Annotated in this window: 14 protein-coding genes; 6 read left to right on the forward strand and 8 right to left on the reverse strand. The window is 70.5% G+C overall.

Annotated features, from left to right (window positions below):
- Positions 1-105 precede the first annotated feature (105 nt).
- Entirely contained in the window at positions 106-663 is a 558-nt protein-coding gene (locus tag ACWGKT_RS23510) for a DUF6817 domain-containing protein (protein WP_453275229.1), read from the forward strand.
- A gap of 102 nt (positions 664-765) precedes the next feature.
- Positions 766-2,538, forward strand: a complete 1,773-nt coding sequence (gene kstD, locus ACWGKT_RS23515; RefSeq protein ID WP_453275230.1) for a 3-oxosteroid 1-dehydrogenase — start codon at positions 766-768, stop codon at positions 2,536-2,538.
- Between the two features lie 17 nt (positions 2,539-2,555).
- On the opposite strand, the gene ACWGKT_RS23520 is transcribed toward kstD, so the two are convergent.
- Positions 2,556-3,203 carry a class I SAM-dependent DNA methyltransferase gene (locus ACWGKT_RS23520; RefSeq protein WP_453275285.1) on the reverse strand — a complete coding sequence of 216 codons (648 nt, stop codon included), beginning with the start codon at positions 3,201-3,203 and terminating at the stop codon, positions 2,556-2,558.
- A gap of 302 nt (positions 3,204-3,505) precedes the next feature.
- On the opposite strand from ACWGKT_RS23520, the gene ACWGKT_RS23525 reads away from it, so the two are divergent.
- Complete coding sequence (locus tag ACWGKT_RS23525; RefSeq protein ID WP_453275231.1) at positions 3,506-4,081, forward strand: helix-turn-helix domain-containing protein; 576 nt, start codon at positions 3,506-3,508, stop codon at positions 4,079-4,081.
- A 107-nt stretch (positions 4,082-4,188) separates the two neighbouring features.
- Here ACWGKT_RS23525 and ACWGKT_RS23530 read toward each other — a convergent pair whose 3' ends face one another.
- The gene (locus tag ACWGKT_RS23530) at positions 4,189-4,392 is read right to left on the reverse strand and encodes a cold-shock protein (protein ID WP_003992177.1); all 204 of its coding nucleotides are present in this window, start codon (positions 4,390-4,392) and stop codon (positions 4,189-4,191) included.
- 288 nt (positions 4,393-4,680) lie between these two features.
- On the opposite strand from ACWGKT_RS23530, the gene ACWGKT_RS23535 reads away from it, so the two are divergent.
- Both ACWGKT_RS23535 and ACWGKT_RS23540 read left to right on the forward strand, forming a co-directional pair.
- On the forward strand, positions 4,681-5,529 hold the full coding sequence (locus tag ACWGKT_RS23535) for a menaquinone biosynthetic enzyme MqnA/MqnD family protein (protein ID WP_453275232.1): 849 nt from the start codon (positions 4,681-4,683) through the stop codon (positions 5,527-5,529).
- Positions 5,530-5,617: 88 nt separating this feature from the next.
- On the forward strand, positions 5,618-7,441 hold the full coding sequence (locus tag ACWGKT_RS23540; protein WP_453275233.1) for a protein kinase domain-containing protein: 1,824 nt from the start codon (positions 5,618-5,620) through the stop codon (positions 7,439-7,441).
- 63 nt (positions 7,442-7,504) lie between these two features.
- Here ACWGKT_RS23540 and ACWGKT_RS23545 read toward each other — a convergent pair whose 3' ends face one another.
- Positions 7,505-12,064 carry an FtsK/SpoIIIE domain-containing protein gene (locus ACWGKT_RS23545; protein WP_453275234.1) on the reverse strand — a complete coding sequence of 1,520 codons (4,560 nt, stop codon included), beginning with the start codon at positions 12,062-12,064 and terminating at the stop codon, positions 7,505-7,507.
- A gap of 258 nt (positions 12,065-12,322) precedes the next feature.
- Between ACWGKT_RS23545 and ACWGKT_RS23550 the strand changes: the two genes are divergently transcribed.
- Positions 12,323-12,625, forward strand: a complete 303-nt coding sequence (locus ACWGKT_RS23550) for a WXG100 family type VII secretion target (protein WP_453275235.1) — start codon at positions 12,323-12,325, stop codon at positions 12,623-12,625.
- A 70-nt stretch (positions 12,626-12,695) separates the two neighbouring features.
- Here ACWGKT_RS23550 and ACWGKT_RS23555 read toward each other — a convergent pair whose 3' ends face one another.
- The 5 genes from ACWGKT_RS23555 to ACWGKT_RS23575 are packed head-to-tail and all read right to left on the reverse strand — an operon-like array spanning position 12,696 to position 16,038.
- A complete protein-coding gene (locus ACWGKT_RS23555; RefSeq protein ID WP_453275236.1) occupies positions 12,696-13,244 on the reverse strand; it encodes a hypothetical protein in 549 nt (182 codons plus the stop codon).
- Positions 13,241-13,909 carry a hypothetical protein gene (locus ACWGKT_RS23560; RefSeq protein ID WP_453275237.1) on the reverse strand — a complete coding sequence of 223 codons (669 nt, stop codon included), beginning with the start codon at positions 13,907-13,909 and terminating at the stop codon, positions 13,241-13,243. The genes ACWGKT_RS23555 and ACWGKT_RS23560 overlap by 4 nt, the downstream gene beginning before the upstream one ends.
- Positions 13,906-14,484, reverse strand: coding sequence for a hypothetical protein (locus ACWGKT_RS23565; RefSeq protein ID WP_453275238.1), 579 nt, complete (start codon positions 14,482-14,484; stop codon positions 13,906-13,908). Before ACWGKT_RS23565 ends, ACWGKT_RS23560 begins: the two co-directional genes overlap by 4 nt.
- A gap of 31 nt (positions 14,485-14,515) precedes the next feature.
- A complete protein-coding gene (locus ACWGKT_RS23570; protein ID WP_453275239.1) occupies positions 14,516-15,730 on the reverse strand; it encodes a putative T7SS-secreted protein in 1,215 nt (404 codons plus the stop codon).
- A complete protein-coding gene (locus tag ACWGKT_RS23575; protein ID WP_235459411.1) occupies positions 15,727-16,038 on the reverse strand; it encodes a hypothetical protein in 312 nt (103 codons plus the stop codon). Before ACWGKT_RS23575 ends, ACWGKT_RS23570 begins: the two co-directional genes overlap by 4 nt.
- Positions 16,039-16,324: the final 286 nt, after the last annotated feature.

A 16,324-nucleotide genomic window follows, 5' to 3' on the forward strand; every position in this document is an offset into this window, starting at 1 on the left:
GCAACCCGCTCCACCTCCCACGTCGAGTCCGGACCCGGTACGGGGAGGGAGAGGGAGCGGGTGCCGACCACCTCCGTCCCTCCACCGCCGAAAGGACGCGGCACCGTGGCAGCAGAACGGGTAGCAGACCGCGCAGCAGAGGCCAGGGAACTCCTCCTTCGCACCGGAGCCGACGCCCTGCCCCATCCCGGCGGCACCCTCCTCGCCCACCTCGAACGCGTCCGCGCGCTCCTCGCCTACTGGGGCGCCCGCCCCGCCCTCCAACTCGCCGGCCTGTGCCACGCGGCCTACGGCACCGACGGGTTCCCCGGCGCGCTGCTGCCCCTGGACCGGCGCCCGGACCTCGTGTCCGTGATCGGCACCGAGTCGGAGGCGATCGTGTACTTCTACGCGAGCTGCGACCGGAAGGCCACCTACCCGACCCTCACGGACGGCGCCTCCCCCTTCCACGACCGCTTCCCGGGCGGCGGCCCGAAGCACCCCGCGCCCCAGCCGCTGCGCGACTTCGCCGAGCTGACCGCCGCCAACGAACTCGACCTCGCCCGCCGGGACCCCGCCTTCCGCCGGACGTACGGGCCCGATCTCCTCGACCTCTTCACCCGCTGCGAGGCCCTGCTGAGCGATCCGGCCCGGCGGGACTGCCACGCCGTCCTGCGGCCGTAACCCCGATCCGCCCGCCGGCGCACGGCCCCTCGCGGGCCTTGACTTCACAAGACCCTCGCGCGACAGTCCGGTCCCCCGAACCCGCCTCTGGAGGGACCTGCCATGGCCGTGAGACGCACCGGAGCACCCACCCGGAGACATGTGCTCGGCGCCGCCGCAGGCGCCGGCGCCGCCCTCGCGGTCGGCACGGCCACCGGGCAGAGCGCCGACGCCGCCGACTTACCCGTCCTCGGTACGTACGACGTCGTCGTCATCGGGGCGGGCGCCGCGGGCATGACGGCCGCGCTCACCGCCGCCAAGCAGGGGCTGAGCTGTGTCGTCGTGGAGAAGGCGGCCACCTTCGGCGGGTCCGCCGCCCGCTCGGGAGCCGGGATCTGGATACCGAACAACCCCGTCCTGCTGGCCGCCGGCGTGCCGGACACCCCGGCGAAGGCCAGCGCCTATCTCGCGGCCGTGGTGGGGTCCGACGTGCCCGCCTCGCGGCAGCAGGCCTTCCTCGCCCACGGGCCGGGCATGATCGCGTTCGTCATGGCCAACAGCCCGCTGCGGTTTAGGTGGATGGAGGGCTACAGCGACTACTACCCCGAGCTGCCGGGCGGCCTGCCGGGCGGCCGGTCCATCGAACCCGACCAGCTCGACGGCAACCTCCTCGGCGGCGAACTCGCCCACCTCAACCCGGCGTACCTGGCGGTCCCGGCCGGCATGGTGGTCTTCAGCGCCGACTACAAGTGGCTCGCCCTCGCGGCGGTGAACGTCAAGGGCGCCGCCGTCGCCGCCGAATGCCTGGCCCGCGGCACCAAGGCCGCCCTGCTCGGGCAGAAGCCCCTCACCATGGGGCAGTCCCTCGCGGCCGGGCTGCGCAAGGGGCTGCTGGACGCCCAGGTGCCGGTCTGGCTCAACACCCCGCTCACCGACCTGTCCACCGAGAACGGGGCGGTCACCGGCGCGGTCGTGACCCGGGACGGCGCCGCCGGACTCGTCCGCGCCCGGCGCGCGGTCGTCGTCGGGTCCGGCGGGTTCGAGCGCAACGCCGCCATGCGGGCGCGATACCAGCGGCAGCCCATCGGGACGGAGTGGACCGTCGGCGCCAAGGAGAACACGGGTGACGGCATCCGGGCCGGCGAGCGGGTGGGCGGCGCGCTCGACCTGATGGACGACGCCTGGTGGGGCCCCGCCGTTCCGCTGCCCGGCCAGGCCTACTTCTGCCTCGCCGAACGCACCCTTCCCGGCGGCCTGATGGTCAACGCGGCCGGGCGCCGGTTCGTCAACGAGGCCGCCCCGTACAGCGACGTCGTCCACACCATGTACGACCGCAACCCGACCGACCCGGACATCCCGGCCTGGCTGATCGTCGACCAGAACTACCGCAACCGCTACCTGTTCCGGGACGTCGCGCCGACGCTGCCGTTCCCCGACGACTGGTACAGCTCCCGGGCCGCCCACAAGGCCTGGAGCTGGGACGCCCTCGCCTCCGCCATCGGCGTCCCGGCGGGCGCCCTCAGGTCCACCGTCGACCGGTTCAACTCCCAGGCCCTGAGCGGCAAGGACCCCGACTTCCACCGCGGCGACAGCGCCTACGACCACTACTACACGGACCCGATCGTCCTCCCCGACTCCTGCCTCGCGCCCCTGTGGCTGCCCCCGTACTACGCCTTCCGGATCGTGCCGGGCGACCTCGGCACGAAGGGCGGGCTGGTGACGGACGCGCGGGCGCGGGTGCTGCGCGCCGACGGTTCGGTGATCCGCGGGCTGTACGCCGCCGGGAACGCCAGCGCGGCCGTCATGGGACACAGCTACGCGGGCGCGGGGTCGACCATCGGCCCGGCGATGACCTTCGGCTACATCGCCGCGCTGGACATCGCCGGGACGCTGTAGGGGTGTTCCGGGGTGGGTCAGCCGGGCTTGCGGGCGATCAGGAAGGCCTGCGGGGTCGACTCGCCGGCCTCGCGGTTCGGCTCGCGCACGGTCCGGGCCAGCGGCTCGAATCCGGCCGCCGTCAGCAGCTCGGTCATCCGGCCGGGCTGCCGGCGGTGGAAGTCGAGGCGGACCGGGTGGCCGAACGGCCGGTCCAGGCGCAGGGGTTCGTCGCCGACCTGGAAGGCCAGCAGGAGATGGCCGCCCGGGGCCAGGACCCGGTAGAACTCGGCGAACAGGTCCGGCAGCCGGTCCACTGGGGTGTGGATCACCGAGTACCAGGCGACCACCCCCGCCAAGTCCCCGTCGGGCAGGTCCAGGTCGAGCATCGAGCCCTGCCGGAAGGTCAGATCCGGATGCTCCCGGCGGGCGAACTCCACCATCCCCCGGGACAGATCGACCCCGAAGACCCGCAGACCGAGCGAGTCCAGGTGCGCCGTCACCCGCCCCGGCCCGCAGCCCAGGTCCGCCACCCGCCCGCCGTCCCCGACCAGTTCCGCGAACGCGGACAGCACCGCCCGGTCCAGCGGTCTCGTGCCCAGGGGGTCGGGGAAGTGGGCCGCGTAGTCCTCGGCGATGGTGTCGTAGAAGGTCCGGGTGGTGGTGAGGAAGTCGGCGTCGGTCATGGTCGCGGACCCTATCCGCTCCCTCTGACATCCCTTCGGCCACCGCACCGGCACCCAGACCGGCAGCCCGCCGGCCACGGAGATCGCCCCGAAGGACACGCCGACGATGCCGCCGGCGAGCCAGACGAGCGAGCTGTCACGCACCAGCGCGCGGACGGTGCGGTCGGCGCGGTCGGTGCCGTCCGCCGAGGGGCGTGTTTCGCGTCTTGGGTCTGTTCGGAGCAGCGAACGCATGTTTTCTACAATGAACAGCAGAGACCCTGTTCGTCAAGGCGAACGATCGTACCGATGGAGCGAACAACGTGTCCGACGCAGCGGTGCCCCCGCCTTCCCGGCTGCCCCTCGACTGGATCGCCGCGTCCCTCAAACGCGAGCGCACCCGGGCCGGGCTGTCCCTGTCCGAGCTGGCCAAACGGGCCGGCATCGCGAAGTCCACGCTCTCGCAACTGGAGGCGGCGAGCGGGAATCCCAGCATGGAGACGATCTGGGCGCTGGGCGTGGCGCTGGGGGTGCCGTTCAGCGCGCTGGTCGAGCCGCCGACGCCGTCGGTGCGCGTGATCCGGGTCGGCGAGGGCCCGACCGTCGCCTCCGAGCAGGCCAACTACGTCGCCACCCTGTTGTCGGCGAGCCCGCCGGGCGCCCGGCGGGACATCTACCACCTGCGCGCGGAGCCTGGCGCGGCCCGGGTCTCGGAGCCGCACATTCCGGGAACCGTCGAGCATCTCGTCGTGAGTACCGGGAAGGTGAAGGCCGGGCCGAGCGGTGAGGCCGTGGAACTGGGGCCCGGGGATTATCTGACCTATCGCGGGGACGTTCCGCACGCGTACGAGGCGCTGCTGCCCGGTACGACCTTTGTACTGATCATGCAGCACATGTGAGGCGCGTGAACGAGAAATGAACGCGTGTGGAAAAAGGCAGGAGCCCCGTCGCCGTACGGCACGGGGCTCCTTGGGTACTGCTCTCAGGTTCTGCGATCAGGCAGAGATCAGACGGGGGTGACGTTCTCCGCCTGCGGACCCTTCGGGCCCTGCGTCACGTCAAAGCTCACCTGCTGGTTCTCCTCGAGGGAGCGGAAGCCGGAGGCGTTGATCGCGGAGTAGTGAACGAAGACGTCGGGGCCGCCGCCCTCCTGGGCGATGAAGCCAAAGCCCTTTTCGGCGTTGAACCACTTCACGGTTCCGGTAGCCATAAGCCCTCCTTGGGCTCAAAAGGGTTGCCCTGCTCCAGAACCTGCAAGTGCGAAACGGTGCTGCACAACTGCATACGTCTGAAAACGACGAGAGCCCGCGGTCACATGCTCCGCAGGCTCTGTACTGCAAGGGAAACCAAACTGCAACTTGCGGCGAGCCTAGCATGCGGGCAGCCGAAAGCAATAGAGGTCAAGATCACGTCACCCGGATGTTTGAAGAACTCGCCCTATTGGGTTGACGGAGGGGTCGGAGTCAGCACCGTACCCCATGGGGTCTAGTCTCGCGATGTGGACAATTCTCGCACCCGGCCGCGCGTCGGCCACATCCAGTTCCTGAACTGCCTGCCCCTGTACTGGGGGCTCGCGAGAACCGGCACCCTCCTCGACTTCGACCTGACCAAGGACACGCCGGAGAAGCTCAGCGAGCAGCTGGTCCGGGGTGACCTGGACATCGGCCCGATCACCCTCGTCGAATTCCTGCGCAACGCCGACGACCTGGTCGCCTTCCCCGACATCGCGGTCGGCTGCGACGGCCCGGTGATGTCCTGCGTGATCGTCTCGCAGGTCCCGCTGGACCGGCTCGACGGCGCCCGCGTCGCCCTCGGCTCGACCTCCCGCACCTCCGTGCGGCTGGCCCAGTTGCTGCTCGCCGAGCGCTACGGCGTCCAACCCGAGTACTACACCTGCCCGCCCGACCTCAGCCTGATGATGCAGGAGGCCGACGCGGCCGTGCTCATCGGCGACGCGGCGCTGCGGGCGAACCTCCACGACGGGCCGCGCTACGGCCTCGCCGTGCACGACCTGGGCGCGCTGTGGAAGGAGTGGACGGGGCTGCCGTTCGTCTTCGCGGTGTGGGCGGCCCGGCGGGACTACCTGGAGCGCGAGCCGATGATCACGCGTCAGGTCCACGAGGCCTTCCTCTCCTCCCGCAACCTCTCCCTGGAGGAGGTCGGCAAGGTCGCCGAGCAGGCCGCCCGCTGGGAGGCCTTCGACGAGAAGGTCCTGGAGCGGTACTTCACCACCCTCGACTTCCGCTTCGGCGGGCCGCAGCTGGAGGCGGTCGCCGAGTTCGCGCGCCGGGTCGGGCCGACGACCGGCTTCCCGGCGGATGTGAAGGTGGATCTGCTCCCGTCCTAATCACTACGCTGCTGGACAGCCAGGCGTAGGCCCTGTCGTTCGACGGCAGGGCCCAGTTCGACGGCAGGACCCAGGGGGAGGGGACGCCATGCAGCCGCTCGCGGCCGACGAACCGACCGTCGTCGGGCCCTACCGGCTCCTCGGCCGGCTCGGTTCCGGCGGGATGGGGCGCGTGTACCTGGGGCGGAGCGCGGGCGGCCGTACGGTCGCCGTCAAGATCGTGCACCCGCACTTCGCGCTCGACGAGGAGTTCCGCGCCCGCTTCCGGCGCGAGGTCGAGGCCGCCCGGCGGGTCGGCGGGGCCTGGACCGCGCCGGTCCTGGACGCCGACCCGGAGGCCGCCGTGCCCTGGGTCGCCACCGCCTACGCGGCCGGCCCCTCCCTCGCGGCGGCCGTGGCCGACGTCGGCGCCCTGCCCGCGCACACGGTACGGGCGCTGGGCGCGGGCCTCGCCGAGGCGCTGGCGGCGGTGCACGTGCTGGGGCTGGTGCACCGGGACGTGAAGCCGTCCAACGTGCTGCTGACCCTGGACGGTCCGCTCCTCATCGACTTCGGCATCGCCCGCGCCACGGACGGCACGGCGTCGCTGACCTCCTCCGGCGTGTCGATCGGCTCGCCCGGTTACATGTCGCCCGAACAGATCCTGGGCAAGGGCGTCACGGGCGCGGCGGACGTCTTCTCCCTCGGCGCGGTGCTGGCGTACGCGGCCACCGGTGAGCCACCGTTCCCCGGGGACTCCTCGGCCGCCCTCCTCTACAAGGTCGTCCACGAGCAGCCGGAACTCGGCGGGATGGGCGGGGACCTGCGCGAGGTGGCCGAGGCCTGCCTGACCAAGGACGCGGCCGTGCGGCCGGCCCCGGAGGAGGTCGCCCGCCGTCTGGCACCCGACGGCGCGGCCCGGCTGGTCACGGGCGGCTGGCTGCCCGGGATCCTGGTCGAGCAGGTCAGCCGCGGCGCCGTGCAACTGCTCAACCTGGAGACGACGGAGTCGGCGCCCTCGGGGCCGGTGGGGTTCACCGGTCCGTCGGTGGGCGGGAGTTCGGGGGCGAGGGCGGGGGAGTTCGGACCGGCGCCCGAGATGCCGGGGGCGGGGGTGCCGGGGGTGTCGGCACCGGGGTTTTCGGTGCCCGGGATGCCGGTACCGGGGTCGGGTGTGCCCGGGATGCCGCTGCCGGGTGTGCCGGGGGCCGGGGCACCGGTCCCGGGGCCGCGGACCTCCATGCCCGGGGTCCGGGATGCCGCGCCGGGGGCGGCGACCGTGGTGCCCGAGCAGCGGGACGCGGTGCCCGTCGAACAGCGGCCGGGGAAGGTCTCCGTCAGCGTGGCGGCCACCTCGGCTCCGGGCGAGGGCGGACGCGGACGCCGGGTCAGCTGCACGGTGGCCCTCGCGGTGGCCGGGGCGCTGGCCGCGGTGACCGTGGGGCTGGGGTTCGTGCTGCGCCCCTTCGGGGGTGGGGCAGACAGCGACTCGGTCGGTGGCAGCGCCCACTCCCCGGCGCCGAGCGCGGCGGCCAGCGCCCCCTCCAGTCGGGACACCAACGGCGAGGACACGGCGTCGCACGCCGTCCCCGACCGCTACCTCGGCACCTGGGAGGGCCAGGGCACCGCCCTCGACGGCAACCTCCCCATCGGCACCTTCCGGCTCACGGTCCACCGGGTGGGCATCGGCGACGAACTGGGCCGGATGACACAGACCGATCAACTCGGCGGCGTCTGCACCGACGTGCTCACCCTGAAGAAGGTGACGAAGACCCGGATCGTCGCCCGGTCCGTGGGCGCCAAGGGCAACCACGAGGGCTGCAACCCCGCACCCCACCTGGTGGAGTTGACCCCGGTCGGCGACGACCTCAAGTACACGTCGGACAGTTCGGCCGAGGGCAACCCGGTCTCCCGGATGTCGAAGGTCGACTAGCCACCGGCCGCCGGAGTCCCGGGCCCGCCGCCTGCGGCCGGCCCGGCCTCGCCGACCCCTTGCTCACCCCGGGATCACCACGGTCCGCAGCTCGCCGTCGCCCAGGTGCAGCATGCCCTTCCCGGGCACCACCTGGCCGCCGACCATGCTCCGCGACAGCCGTACGCCGATGAGGTCGCCGCTCGACGACTCCTGCGGGGACAGGAGGATGCCGCGGCGGGCCTTCTTGGCGTCGACCTGCCAGCCGGAGAAACCGCTGCACACGTCCTCCTCGTCACCGGCGATGACGAGGGCGAGGCCGCGTTCGGCGCCGCGCGAGACGATCCGCTTCATGTGGGACTCGGCGTCGAGGTCTTCGAGGATCTCGCCGTCGTCGACCAGGACCGCGATCGGCTCCTCCAGCGACGCCGAGTCGATGACCTCCTCGAAGTCGTCCTCGTCGATGTCGTCCCCGGTGAAGACCTTCAGCACGCCCTCCGTGCCGTCGAGCCCGCGCAGCGGCGACTGCCGCGGGGCCGCGACGACCAGCCGTATGCCCTGGGAGAGATAGGACTGGGCAAAGTTCATCAGGACCGTCGAGCGGCCGGACTTGGCCGGGCCCGCGATGACGAACGTCGGTACCCCCTGAGCCAGGTCCGGGCCGAAGCCGACGATCTCGTCGCCGCCGATGCCCGCCAGCGCCCACAGCCGCGAACGGGAGGCCTCCGGGTCGCGCATCTCCCAGGCGTCCGCGAAGGAGATCCGGCTCGGCAGGCTGTCCACCCGGAACGGGCGCCGGGCGCGCGGCACGTCCGCGTCCCGCGCCGCGGCCGCCTCGCCGATGGCCCCGATCGCCGCCGCCTGGCCCTGACCCGTGGTGTCCTCGGACAGCAGCGCGAACTGCGTCTCCGTACCGGACTCGTTGCGGAACGCGCGGCCCGGCGGGATCTCCTCCGGCACCTTGCGGGCCGGGATGCCGAGCGTGGAGAAGTCGCTGCGGTCGGCGAGCCGCAGACCGTACTTGTCCTCGGTGAGCGTGGCGATGCGGCCGACGAGGAGCGTGCGGTCACCGGTGAGGACCAGGTGGATACCGACGCTCGCGCCCTCGCGCATCATCGTCGTCAGCTCGTCGGTCAGCGACCCGTGGTCGATCTCGCCGAGGGTGGGCACCCAGCCCTCCCAGCGGTCGAGCAGTACGACGATGTGTGGCAGCCGCTCGTCCTCGGGCGCGTCGGCCCGCTGCTCGCCGATGTCGGCGTAGCCCTTGTCCGCCAACAGGTCCTGACGGCGGCCGAGTTCGCCCTTGAGCCGGTTGACCAGGCGGATCACCCGCTCAGTCTGGTTACGGCCCACCACCGCGCCGCAGTGCGGCAGCCGGGTCAGCGCGTTGAGCGCGCCGTTGCCGCAGTCGATGCCGTACAGGTGGACGTCGGCGCAGGAGTGCGTGCGCGCGAGGGAGGCCGCGAGGGTGCGCAGCACCTGGGAACGGCCGCTGCGCGGCGCACCGCCGATCATCAGGTGACCGAAGGTGGCGAAGTCGACCACGACCGGCCGGCGTGCCTGATCGGCCGGCAGGTCCTCCACACCGTACGGCGCGGGCGGCAGCTTGCCCGCCGCGAGACCGGCGACCGGGATCTCGATCTCGTCGAGCAGCAGCGTCTCGGAGAGCGCGGGCAGCCAGGGGCTGTGCTGCGCGGGGATGCCCAGCGACCGGTTGGCGTCGCGGACCGCGTCCACGAGCACCTTCAGGTCGGTGATCTCCTCGTCCTCGCGGGCCTCGGCCTTCGGCTTCACCAGCGCCGCCCGGCCCAGGTCCTCCCAGGTCAGCTCGCCCACCCAGGGGGCGAGGGCGGCGGGATCGGCGGCGCCGGGCCTGCGGCCACCGACGCGCCCCGACTGGAAGGGCACCAGGGACGCGTGACCGAGCCGCACGTACGCCCGGCCCGGCGTGTTCTTCGAGATGTGCCCGGCCTCGGGCGAGTCGATGACGTCGCTCGACTCGCCGCCGTCCGTCACCCGCAGGGCGATACGGAGGTTGGTGTTGGCGCGGATCTCCGGGGACACGACACCGCTGGGCCGCTGGGTGGCGAGCAGCAGATGGATGCCGAGCGAACGCCCTCGCTGGGCGATGTTGACGAGCCCCGTCACGAAGTCGGGCAGATCGCGCACCATGGACGCGAACTCGTCGATGACGATGAGGAGCCGCGGCACCGGCGCATGGGACGGATCCCTGCGCACGAGATCCTGATAGTCCTCGATGTCCTTGGCGTCGGCGGCGGCGAGGATGTGCTCGCGCCGCTTCAGCTCGGCGCCCAGCGACTCCAGCGCGCGCTCGACGAGGTGGGCGTCGAGGTCGGTGACCATGCCGACGGTGTGCGGCAGCTTCACACAGTCCTTGAACGCCGAGCCGCCCTTGTAGTCGACGAGGACGAAGGTCATGTTCTCCGGCGTGTTGGCCACCGCCAGCGACGCCACGATGGTCTGCAGCAGCTCCGACTTACCGGAACCGGTGGTACCGGCGATCAGGCCGTGCGGGCCGTCCTTGCGCATGTCGATGCCGAACGGACCGTCGTACGACTCACCGATCACCGCGAGCGTCGACTGCCCGCCCATCCGCCACCGCGCGACGATGGCATCGCTCGTCGGCGGCTCCAGCTGGAGCACGTCGAGCAGCCGGCTGGCACCCGGCAGGGCCGAGTCCTCGGTCTCGCCGCTGATGTCGCGCAGGGGGGAGAGGGAGCGCGCCAGACGCAGGCACCAAGGAGCGGAGACGAAGTCCGGCCGTACGTCCTTGATGCCCTCCGCGCCGGCCTCCTCGACGCGCAGCCGCAACTCCTGTGGTTGCTGGGCGCGTTCGGCCTCGGGCGTGCTCGTGGCATGCCAGGCCTGGAAGGAGGGGAAGCCGCCGGCGACCTGCTGCTGCGCCGCGGGCCGGTCGGCGGCGCCGTTCGCGTCGTACTCCCGCGCCTTGGGCTCGGCGACGACGAACGCCTGGCACTCACCCGGCAGGAACCGCTCCTCGGCGTCCAGACAGATCGCGTACAGGGAGACGGCCGGGCCCTCGCGCAGCAGTCGTACGGCACCCGGCAGCGACCGCAGCCGCCGCGACCCGTCCCAGACGACGACGATGTCCGGCTCGCTGAAGGAGGCCCCCTGCCCACGGTTCTGCTCGGCGGCCTTCTTGCGGGCGTCGAGGATCTGCGTCAATTCACCGATGCGGGCGCCGACGGTCTCGGCGTCGGTGCCGATGAGGACGTTGACGTCCTGCCCGCCGGAGGGCTTGGCGTGCGGCAGCCAGCGCATCCAGTCCCAGCTGTCCCTGGCGCTGTTCTCGCTGAGCACGTAGAACTGCACGTCCATCGGGCTGTGCAGCGCGGCGGTCTGCGCGACCGCCCACCGGCCGAGCGAGCGGGCCGAGTCGCCGGGCCCCGCCATGCCGATGACGCCGAGGGAGCGGAGGGACAGGGCGACGGGCGCGTCCTCGATGTTCCAGGTGACCTGGCGCCGGTGGTCGTCCTGCTCGGGGTCGTCCAGGACGACCTCCGAGGGCAGCCGCCCGGTGCCGACCCGGACCAGCAGATGGTCCCGGTCCGTACGCCGCCGCTCCCACAGCCGGGTCCGCGGTCCGGTGCCCAGGGAGAGCACAGCGGCGGGATCGGGTATGGCGCCGCGCCGGTCCTGCCGCTCCGCGGTGAGGGCGTCCTGGGCGTCCTTCTCGATCCGCTCCTTCTGCTCCTTGTACTCCTTGAGCTGCTTCGCATGGGACTTGCGCCCGTGCTTCTTGTCCATGAAGTAGTTGGCGAACAGCATGATGGGGCTGAGCCCCGCCATGATCAGGTAGTACCAGCGGTGGAAGATCAGCACCGACACCACGGACCCCACGAGGGGCGTGAGCGCCATCAGCCAGGGCAGCGGCCGGGCCTCGTACTCCCTGGGCGGGCTGGGCAGCCGGAACTTGGTCTGCCGGTCCGGCGGGCGCAGCCGCGGCGGCCGGTTGTAGTCGAGCCCCACCCCGTCGTCGGACCACTTCAGGGCGGCGTTGGGCGGGGTGTAACGCCCGAGCTCCAGAAGCGTGTTGCCGATGGCGATCTGGGCGCCGAGGGGCCAGGAGTCGTCCTCGACGGCCGAGCCGTCCTTCGTGACCCCCTCTTTGTCCTGATGGACGGTGACTTGGCAGGTGCCGTCCGTTGCAACTGACAACGTCAGGGCGCGGGCGTCAAGTTCCGGGTCGTCGATCCGGATGTACGAGGCGGCTCCGCTGCCGATGTCGTACCGGCCCACTCCGAGGCGGTGCACGAATCCGGCCACGGGCCCGCCGACGACGCGCAGTTCGACCAGTCCCGTGGGCTCGCCGGGCAGACAGCCGGCGGGATCCTGGAGGCTGACGACGGCCCCCTCCCGCAACGGCGAGCCGACCACGGTGGCCGTGGGGTCGACGACGTACCCGTCGACGTACACGAACGGCGCGCCACCGGCCGGTGCTTGATGATGCTGTCCGAACGGAATGACCTGCGCCCCACTGTGCCCGACCTGCTGGGCCAGCTCCTGGGCGATGTCCCCCACGGTGGACTCGGGATCGGCATCGAGCACGACGTCGGCGGAGCCCCCGCCGAACGGGTCGACGACGGTCAGAGTCAGGCGCACGCTTGTCCTCCCCAAGCCCCCTGTGGCCGCTTTCGCCACGCAGGTCACAGTGAAGGCGACGATATCCGCTCCCTGTTGCCGCGGGACAACGGGGAGACCGGTAAGGCTTCCCGATGGCAACGGCACGCGCAACGGCCGTAAGCTGCTGCCGCAAGAGCGGACGATCACACCGGTGGAACCACGCACCCCACTCGTCTCGTCCGCAAACAGGGAGCCACGGGGGTTGGCCCTGCGGCGTGTTGAAGAGGGAGCAGCTTCATGGCCAAGGACCTTGATGTCACATACCAGGACATGCGCGATGCCGCCAAGCATGTCGTGAAGGAGAAGGAAAAGCTCCACGAGAAGCTCGACGGCCTGCGCAAGTACATCGCGAACCTGGTCGAGTCCGGCTACGTCACCAAGAGCTCGTCGAAGGCCTTCGACGAGAACTTCGACGAGTTCGTGCGGGGCACGAAGGACACCCTCGACGGCCTGGACGGCATGGGCGACTACCTCACCAACGCGGCCGACAAGTTCGAGCAGATCGATGACGAGCTGGCCAAGTCGGCCAAGAGCAAGTGATGCTCGGCTGAGAGCTGTTCGACGGTGCGGCGGGCTTGCGGCCCGCCGCACCGTCCTACGTCCGTCTGCCTCACACCCACCGCAACGAGCCGGAGATGGCCTCGCACAGATCGCCCATGGGACTCTTGATGCCGCTCAGCGGAACGGTGAAGGCCAGCAACAGGTATCCGACCTCGCCCGGCATGTGGACGTAGAGGTCCAACGTCGTCGTCGTGGCCACGCGTACCGTGTCACCGGCGGGGAGAGGCACGACAGTCACCTCCGCGCCCTCCCCCCTGCGGGCCGAGAACGCCTGCGCGAGCTCCTTCGGCGGCGCGTCGAGCACTCCCCGCATCGGAAGCAGGGAGATCAACAAGGTTGCCGGAGTGGCTGATTCGGCCTCCGTACGCAGGAAGAGCTCCAACGCGCCTTCGGCGACACCACGCTCGGCGGTGTTGCGCAGCACCGTCCACAGTTCCTGCCTGGCCTCCGCGGACATGGGGCGACGGCATGCCTGCTGGTCGACGAACGTCTTCAGCTGGGGACGCCAGCGGTCGAGCGTGAGGTCGATCCGGAACCAGTCGCGCGGGACGAGCAGCCGGTAGTCCTCGGGAGGCTCCGCCTGGGTCCGACCGGTCACGCGGGGAGCCCCAGGACGTTGCCCTCGCCGTCGAAGAAGCAGAGGCTCTTCAGGATGCCCGCGAACATGGCGGAGAAGACCTCCCACCCCTCCTGGGTCGGTGTCACCATCTCCAGTACCAGCACCGTGCCGTTATGCAGGGGGACCTGCACCTGGATGAACGACGTCCAGAAGGGCTCGTCGTGCCCCGACGGCACGAGCGCGGCGTCGATGGCCGCCTGCCGGGTACCGATCCACGACACGGCCGGGCCGCAGGGCAGGCTGATTTCAGCGACCTCACCGCGATCGAGCGCGGTCAGGGCGCCGGTCGTGGCATGCACGGGGCTGAACCGGGCCTCCTCCGCCAGATCCATGAGGGAGACGTGCACGGTGGCCGTGCAGCGGGTTCCGTCGACCTCCGTGATGACGAAGCCGGCGTACTGGACGCTCGCTTCGACGAACGCGTCGTAGTTGCCCGCACAGATGGCGGCCCACTGGTACTGCATGTCTTCCGGGGCACCCGGCATCACCCGGCGCGCCAGGTCGATCAGCCCGTCGGCAAGCTCCTCCACGGACTCCACGTCCATGGGCAGCTCGAAGAAGCCCTCCGGCATGATCCAGCGAACGTGCACGGCCTCGCCGTCCACGACCGACGCGAACTCGGCCTCTGTCGTGACTGTGCTCATCGTTCGCCTGCCTCACTTGGCAGTTCGAGCTCCGCCGCGTCGGCGTAGAAGTTGGCGGCGAAGGGGTACGGCCCGTAGTGGGGGTAGAACTCCGGGAGTTCGGCGCCGTGCCGGGAGGCGACATGCGCGATCTCTCGGTAAGCGGCAGACCTCGCGCGTACCTTCTGCCGGGGGCGGTCGCCCCAGTGCCGCCTCAGAGAAATGACGTAGAGAAGGACGATGACGCCAACCACGGTACCGGCTGCGGCGTAGTACGCCGACTGAGACTTCGACGACTCCCAGTACTGGACGTACGCGCCCCAGTACACGAAGAGCCCCATGAGAACGAAGGCGGATGTAAGGCCCAGCCGCATTCCTCCGCTGCGCATCTTCTCCTGGTCGAGGTAGCGCAAGTGGAGCAGCTTCAGCACCGCTGCGTCGTCAAGGAAGTCGAACTGGAGTCGGCGGCCTTCGGATTCGGCGAGTTCGCGTGCGGCCGGGACCGAGGCCAGGACCTCTCCCGGGACCATCTTCCTGATGATCCCGGCCCGTGCCCGGTACTCACCGGGACCGAGCTCGCGGTCTTCTTCGGACATGTGCGGGGCACTCCTTCGGGCTGTTCCGGGGTCAGTGGGCGAGAGCGGCGTGGAACGGCGCCGACGTGGGCTTGGGAGCCGGGGTGGGAGCCGGCTGGGGCGACGGGCTCGGGGTCACCTTCGGGTAGTCACCAGGATCGCCGGTGCCCTCGCCGTTGTGTCCGGTGAAGACCTTCACCATGGCGCTGACGAAGCTTCCGCTCTTGATGGCGGCTGTAATCCTTCGTCCTTCCAGGGCGGGCTTGCCGGCCTTGGCGAGAATCGTGTTCACGGCCTTGACGCCGATGCCGTTGAAGAACTTGAAGCCCACGCCCTCCGCCGCCGCCATGCCACTGAAGCGAAGACCACGCAGCTTGGCCAGACCCTTGAGTCCCTTGAGGGCCTTGAAGCCCTTGAGAACGCCGAGACCAGGCATGACGCCCAGGGCGTCGAAGAAGAGCTTCATGCCGTTGAACTCACCGCCGCGCACGGTCATGTCGTACAAATGCCCTGCGAGCGCGGCCGCGCTGGTGATCACGGCAAGTGCCGCGAACAGCGGTACCAGGAACTCCAATGGCGGCACGAACGCGCAGATGACCGCCAGGATCGAGAACACGGCCGACAGGTTCGAGAAGAAGTCGGCCCAGTCGGCGAGGAAGTTCATGATCCCGCCGGGGTCGCGGACGCCGTCGTGATGGACGACGTTCTTTATGTGCTTGGCGGCGGCCTGGGCGGCCTCGTCGCGAATGATCTTCGCCCGGCCGATCTCACTGTGGCAGCGACGTATGACGTCCATCGCACCGTCGCGCTTCTTCTCGAGACGGGTCCGCTCGGAAACGTCGTCCTTGCTGGGGACGGTGTCCTTGTACTGGTCCAGCCCGCTGACGGCGCTCTTTTGGTCGCCTTCCGCCTCGCGGAAGTCCGCCAGCGCCTTGTCGGCGATCTTCTGGGCCCGGTGCAGCTCGCTCGCGTACTCTTTGGACTCACCGCCCTCCACGACCTTCGTCCCGAGGGCCTTGGAAGCCTCGTCATAGCGGTCGAAGGCCCGCTTGAGGCGCCCAGAGGCACCGTCGGCCACCTCGTGGAACGCACGGCCGGCGTCGCTGTCCCAGCCCTCGACGGAAGCCAGCGCCCGGATGTTGCCGGCCTGCTTGTCGATCTCGTCGGCCATGGTGCGCAACTGCTTGCCGAGCCTGGCGACTTCGTACGGGTCGCCGGGAATGGGGTCGCCGTCGTGCAGAGGTTCCCAGTCGCGGGGGCGAGTCACTTCTTCCCCTTCGAGTTCTTGCGGGCGTCCCGGAGGGCCTGGGCCAGTTTGTGGTCCACCTCGTCGTACGTGTCGGCCGCGGTCTTGGTGTACTTGGCCAGGTTCTCTATGTCCTTCATGAGTTTCTTGCGTGTCTTCTTCCACGTGTCGGAGAACTCGTCGAAGACATCGCGGAGCGTGCCGCTGCCCAGATCGTCGCGGAATTCGTCGGCCGGATTCCCGTGCTCTTTGAACTCGCGGTGAATACGGAAAAGGGAGTCGGAGCAGTCCCGGATGGTATCGAGATCCGCTCGTGTCCTGTCAGCCATGGTGCACCCCCGTGGCGCCTAGCACGGTCCACCCCCGTGGAGCCAAAGATCGGTAATGTTTCGTCAAGAACACCGAAGGTAGCGGTGTGACCGGTGGTTTCGCCAGGCGGATGGAGCTTCGGCGCCTGGCTGAGTGTGAATTTATTATGGCAAATCGGTCAACTTCTGTGCTCAGTTCGTACTCAGGGGTATGGGCAGGGACGCGACGCCGCTCCAGGACGACGAAGCGCCGGACCAACACCGCGACTTCGACGATGCTGGAGACGAGCCCCACCGCCCCACGGCG

The organism is Streptomyces sp. NPDC054794 (genome assembly GCF_053611585.1).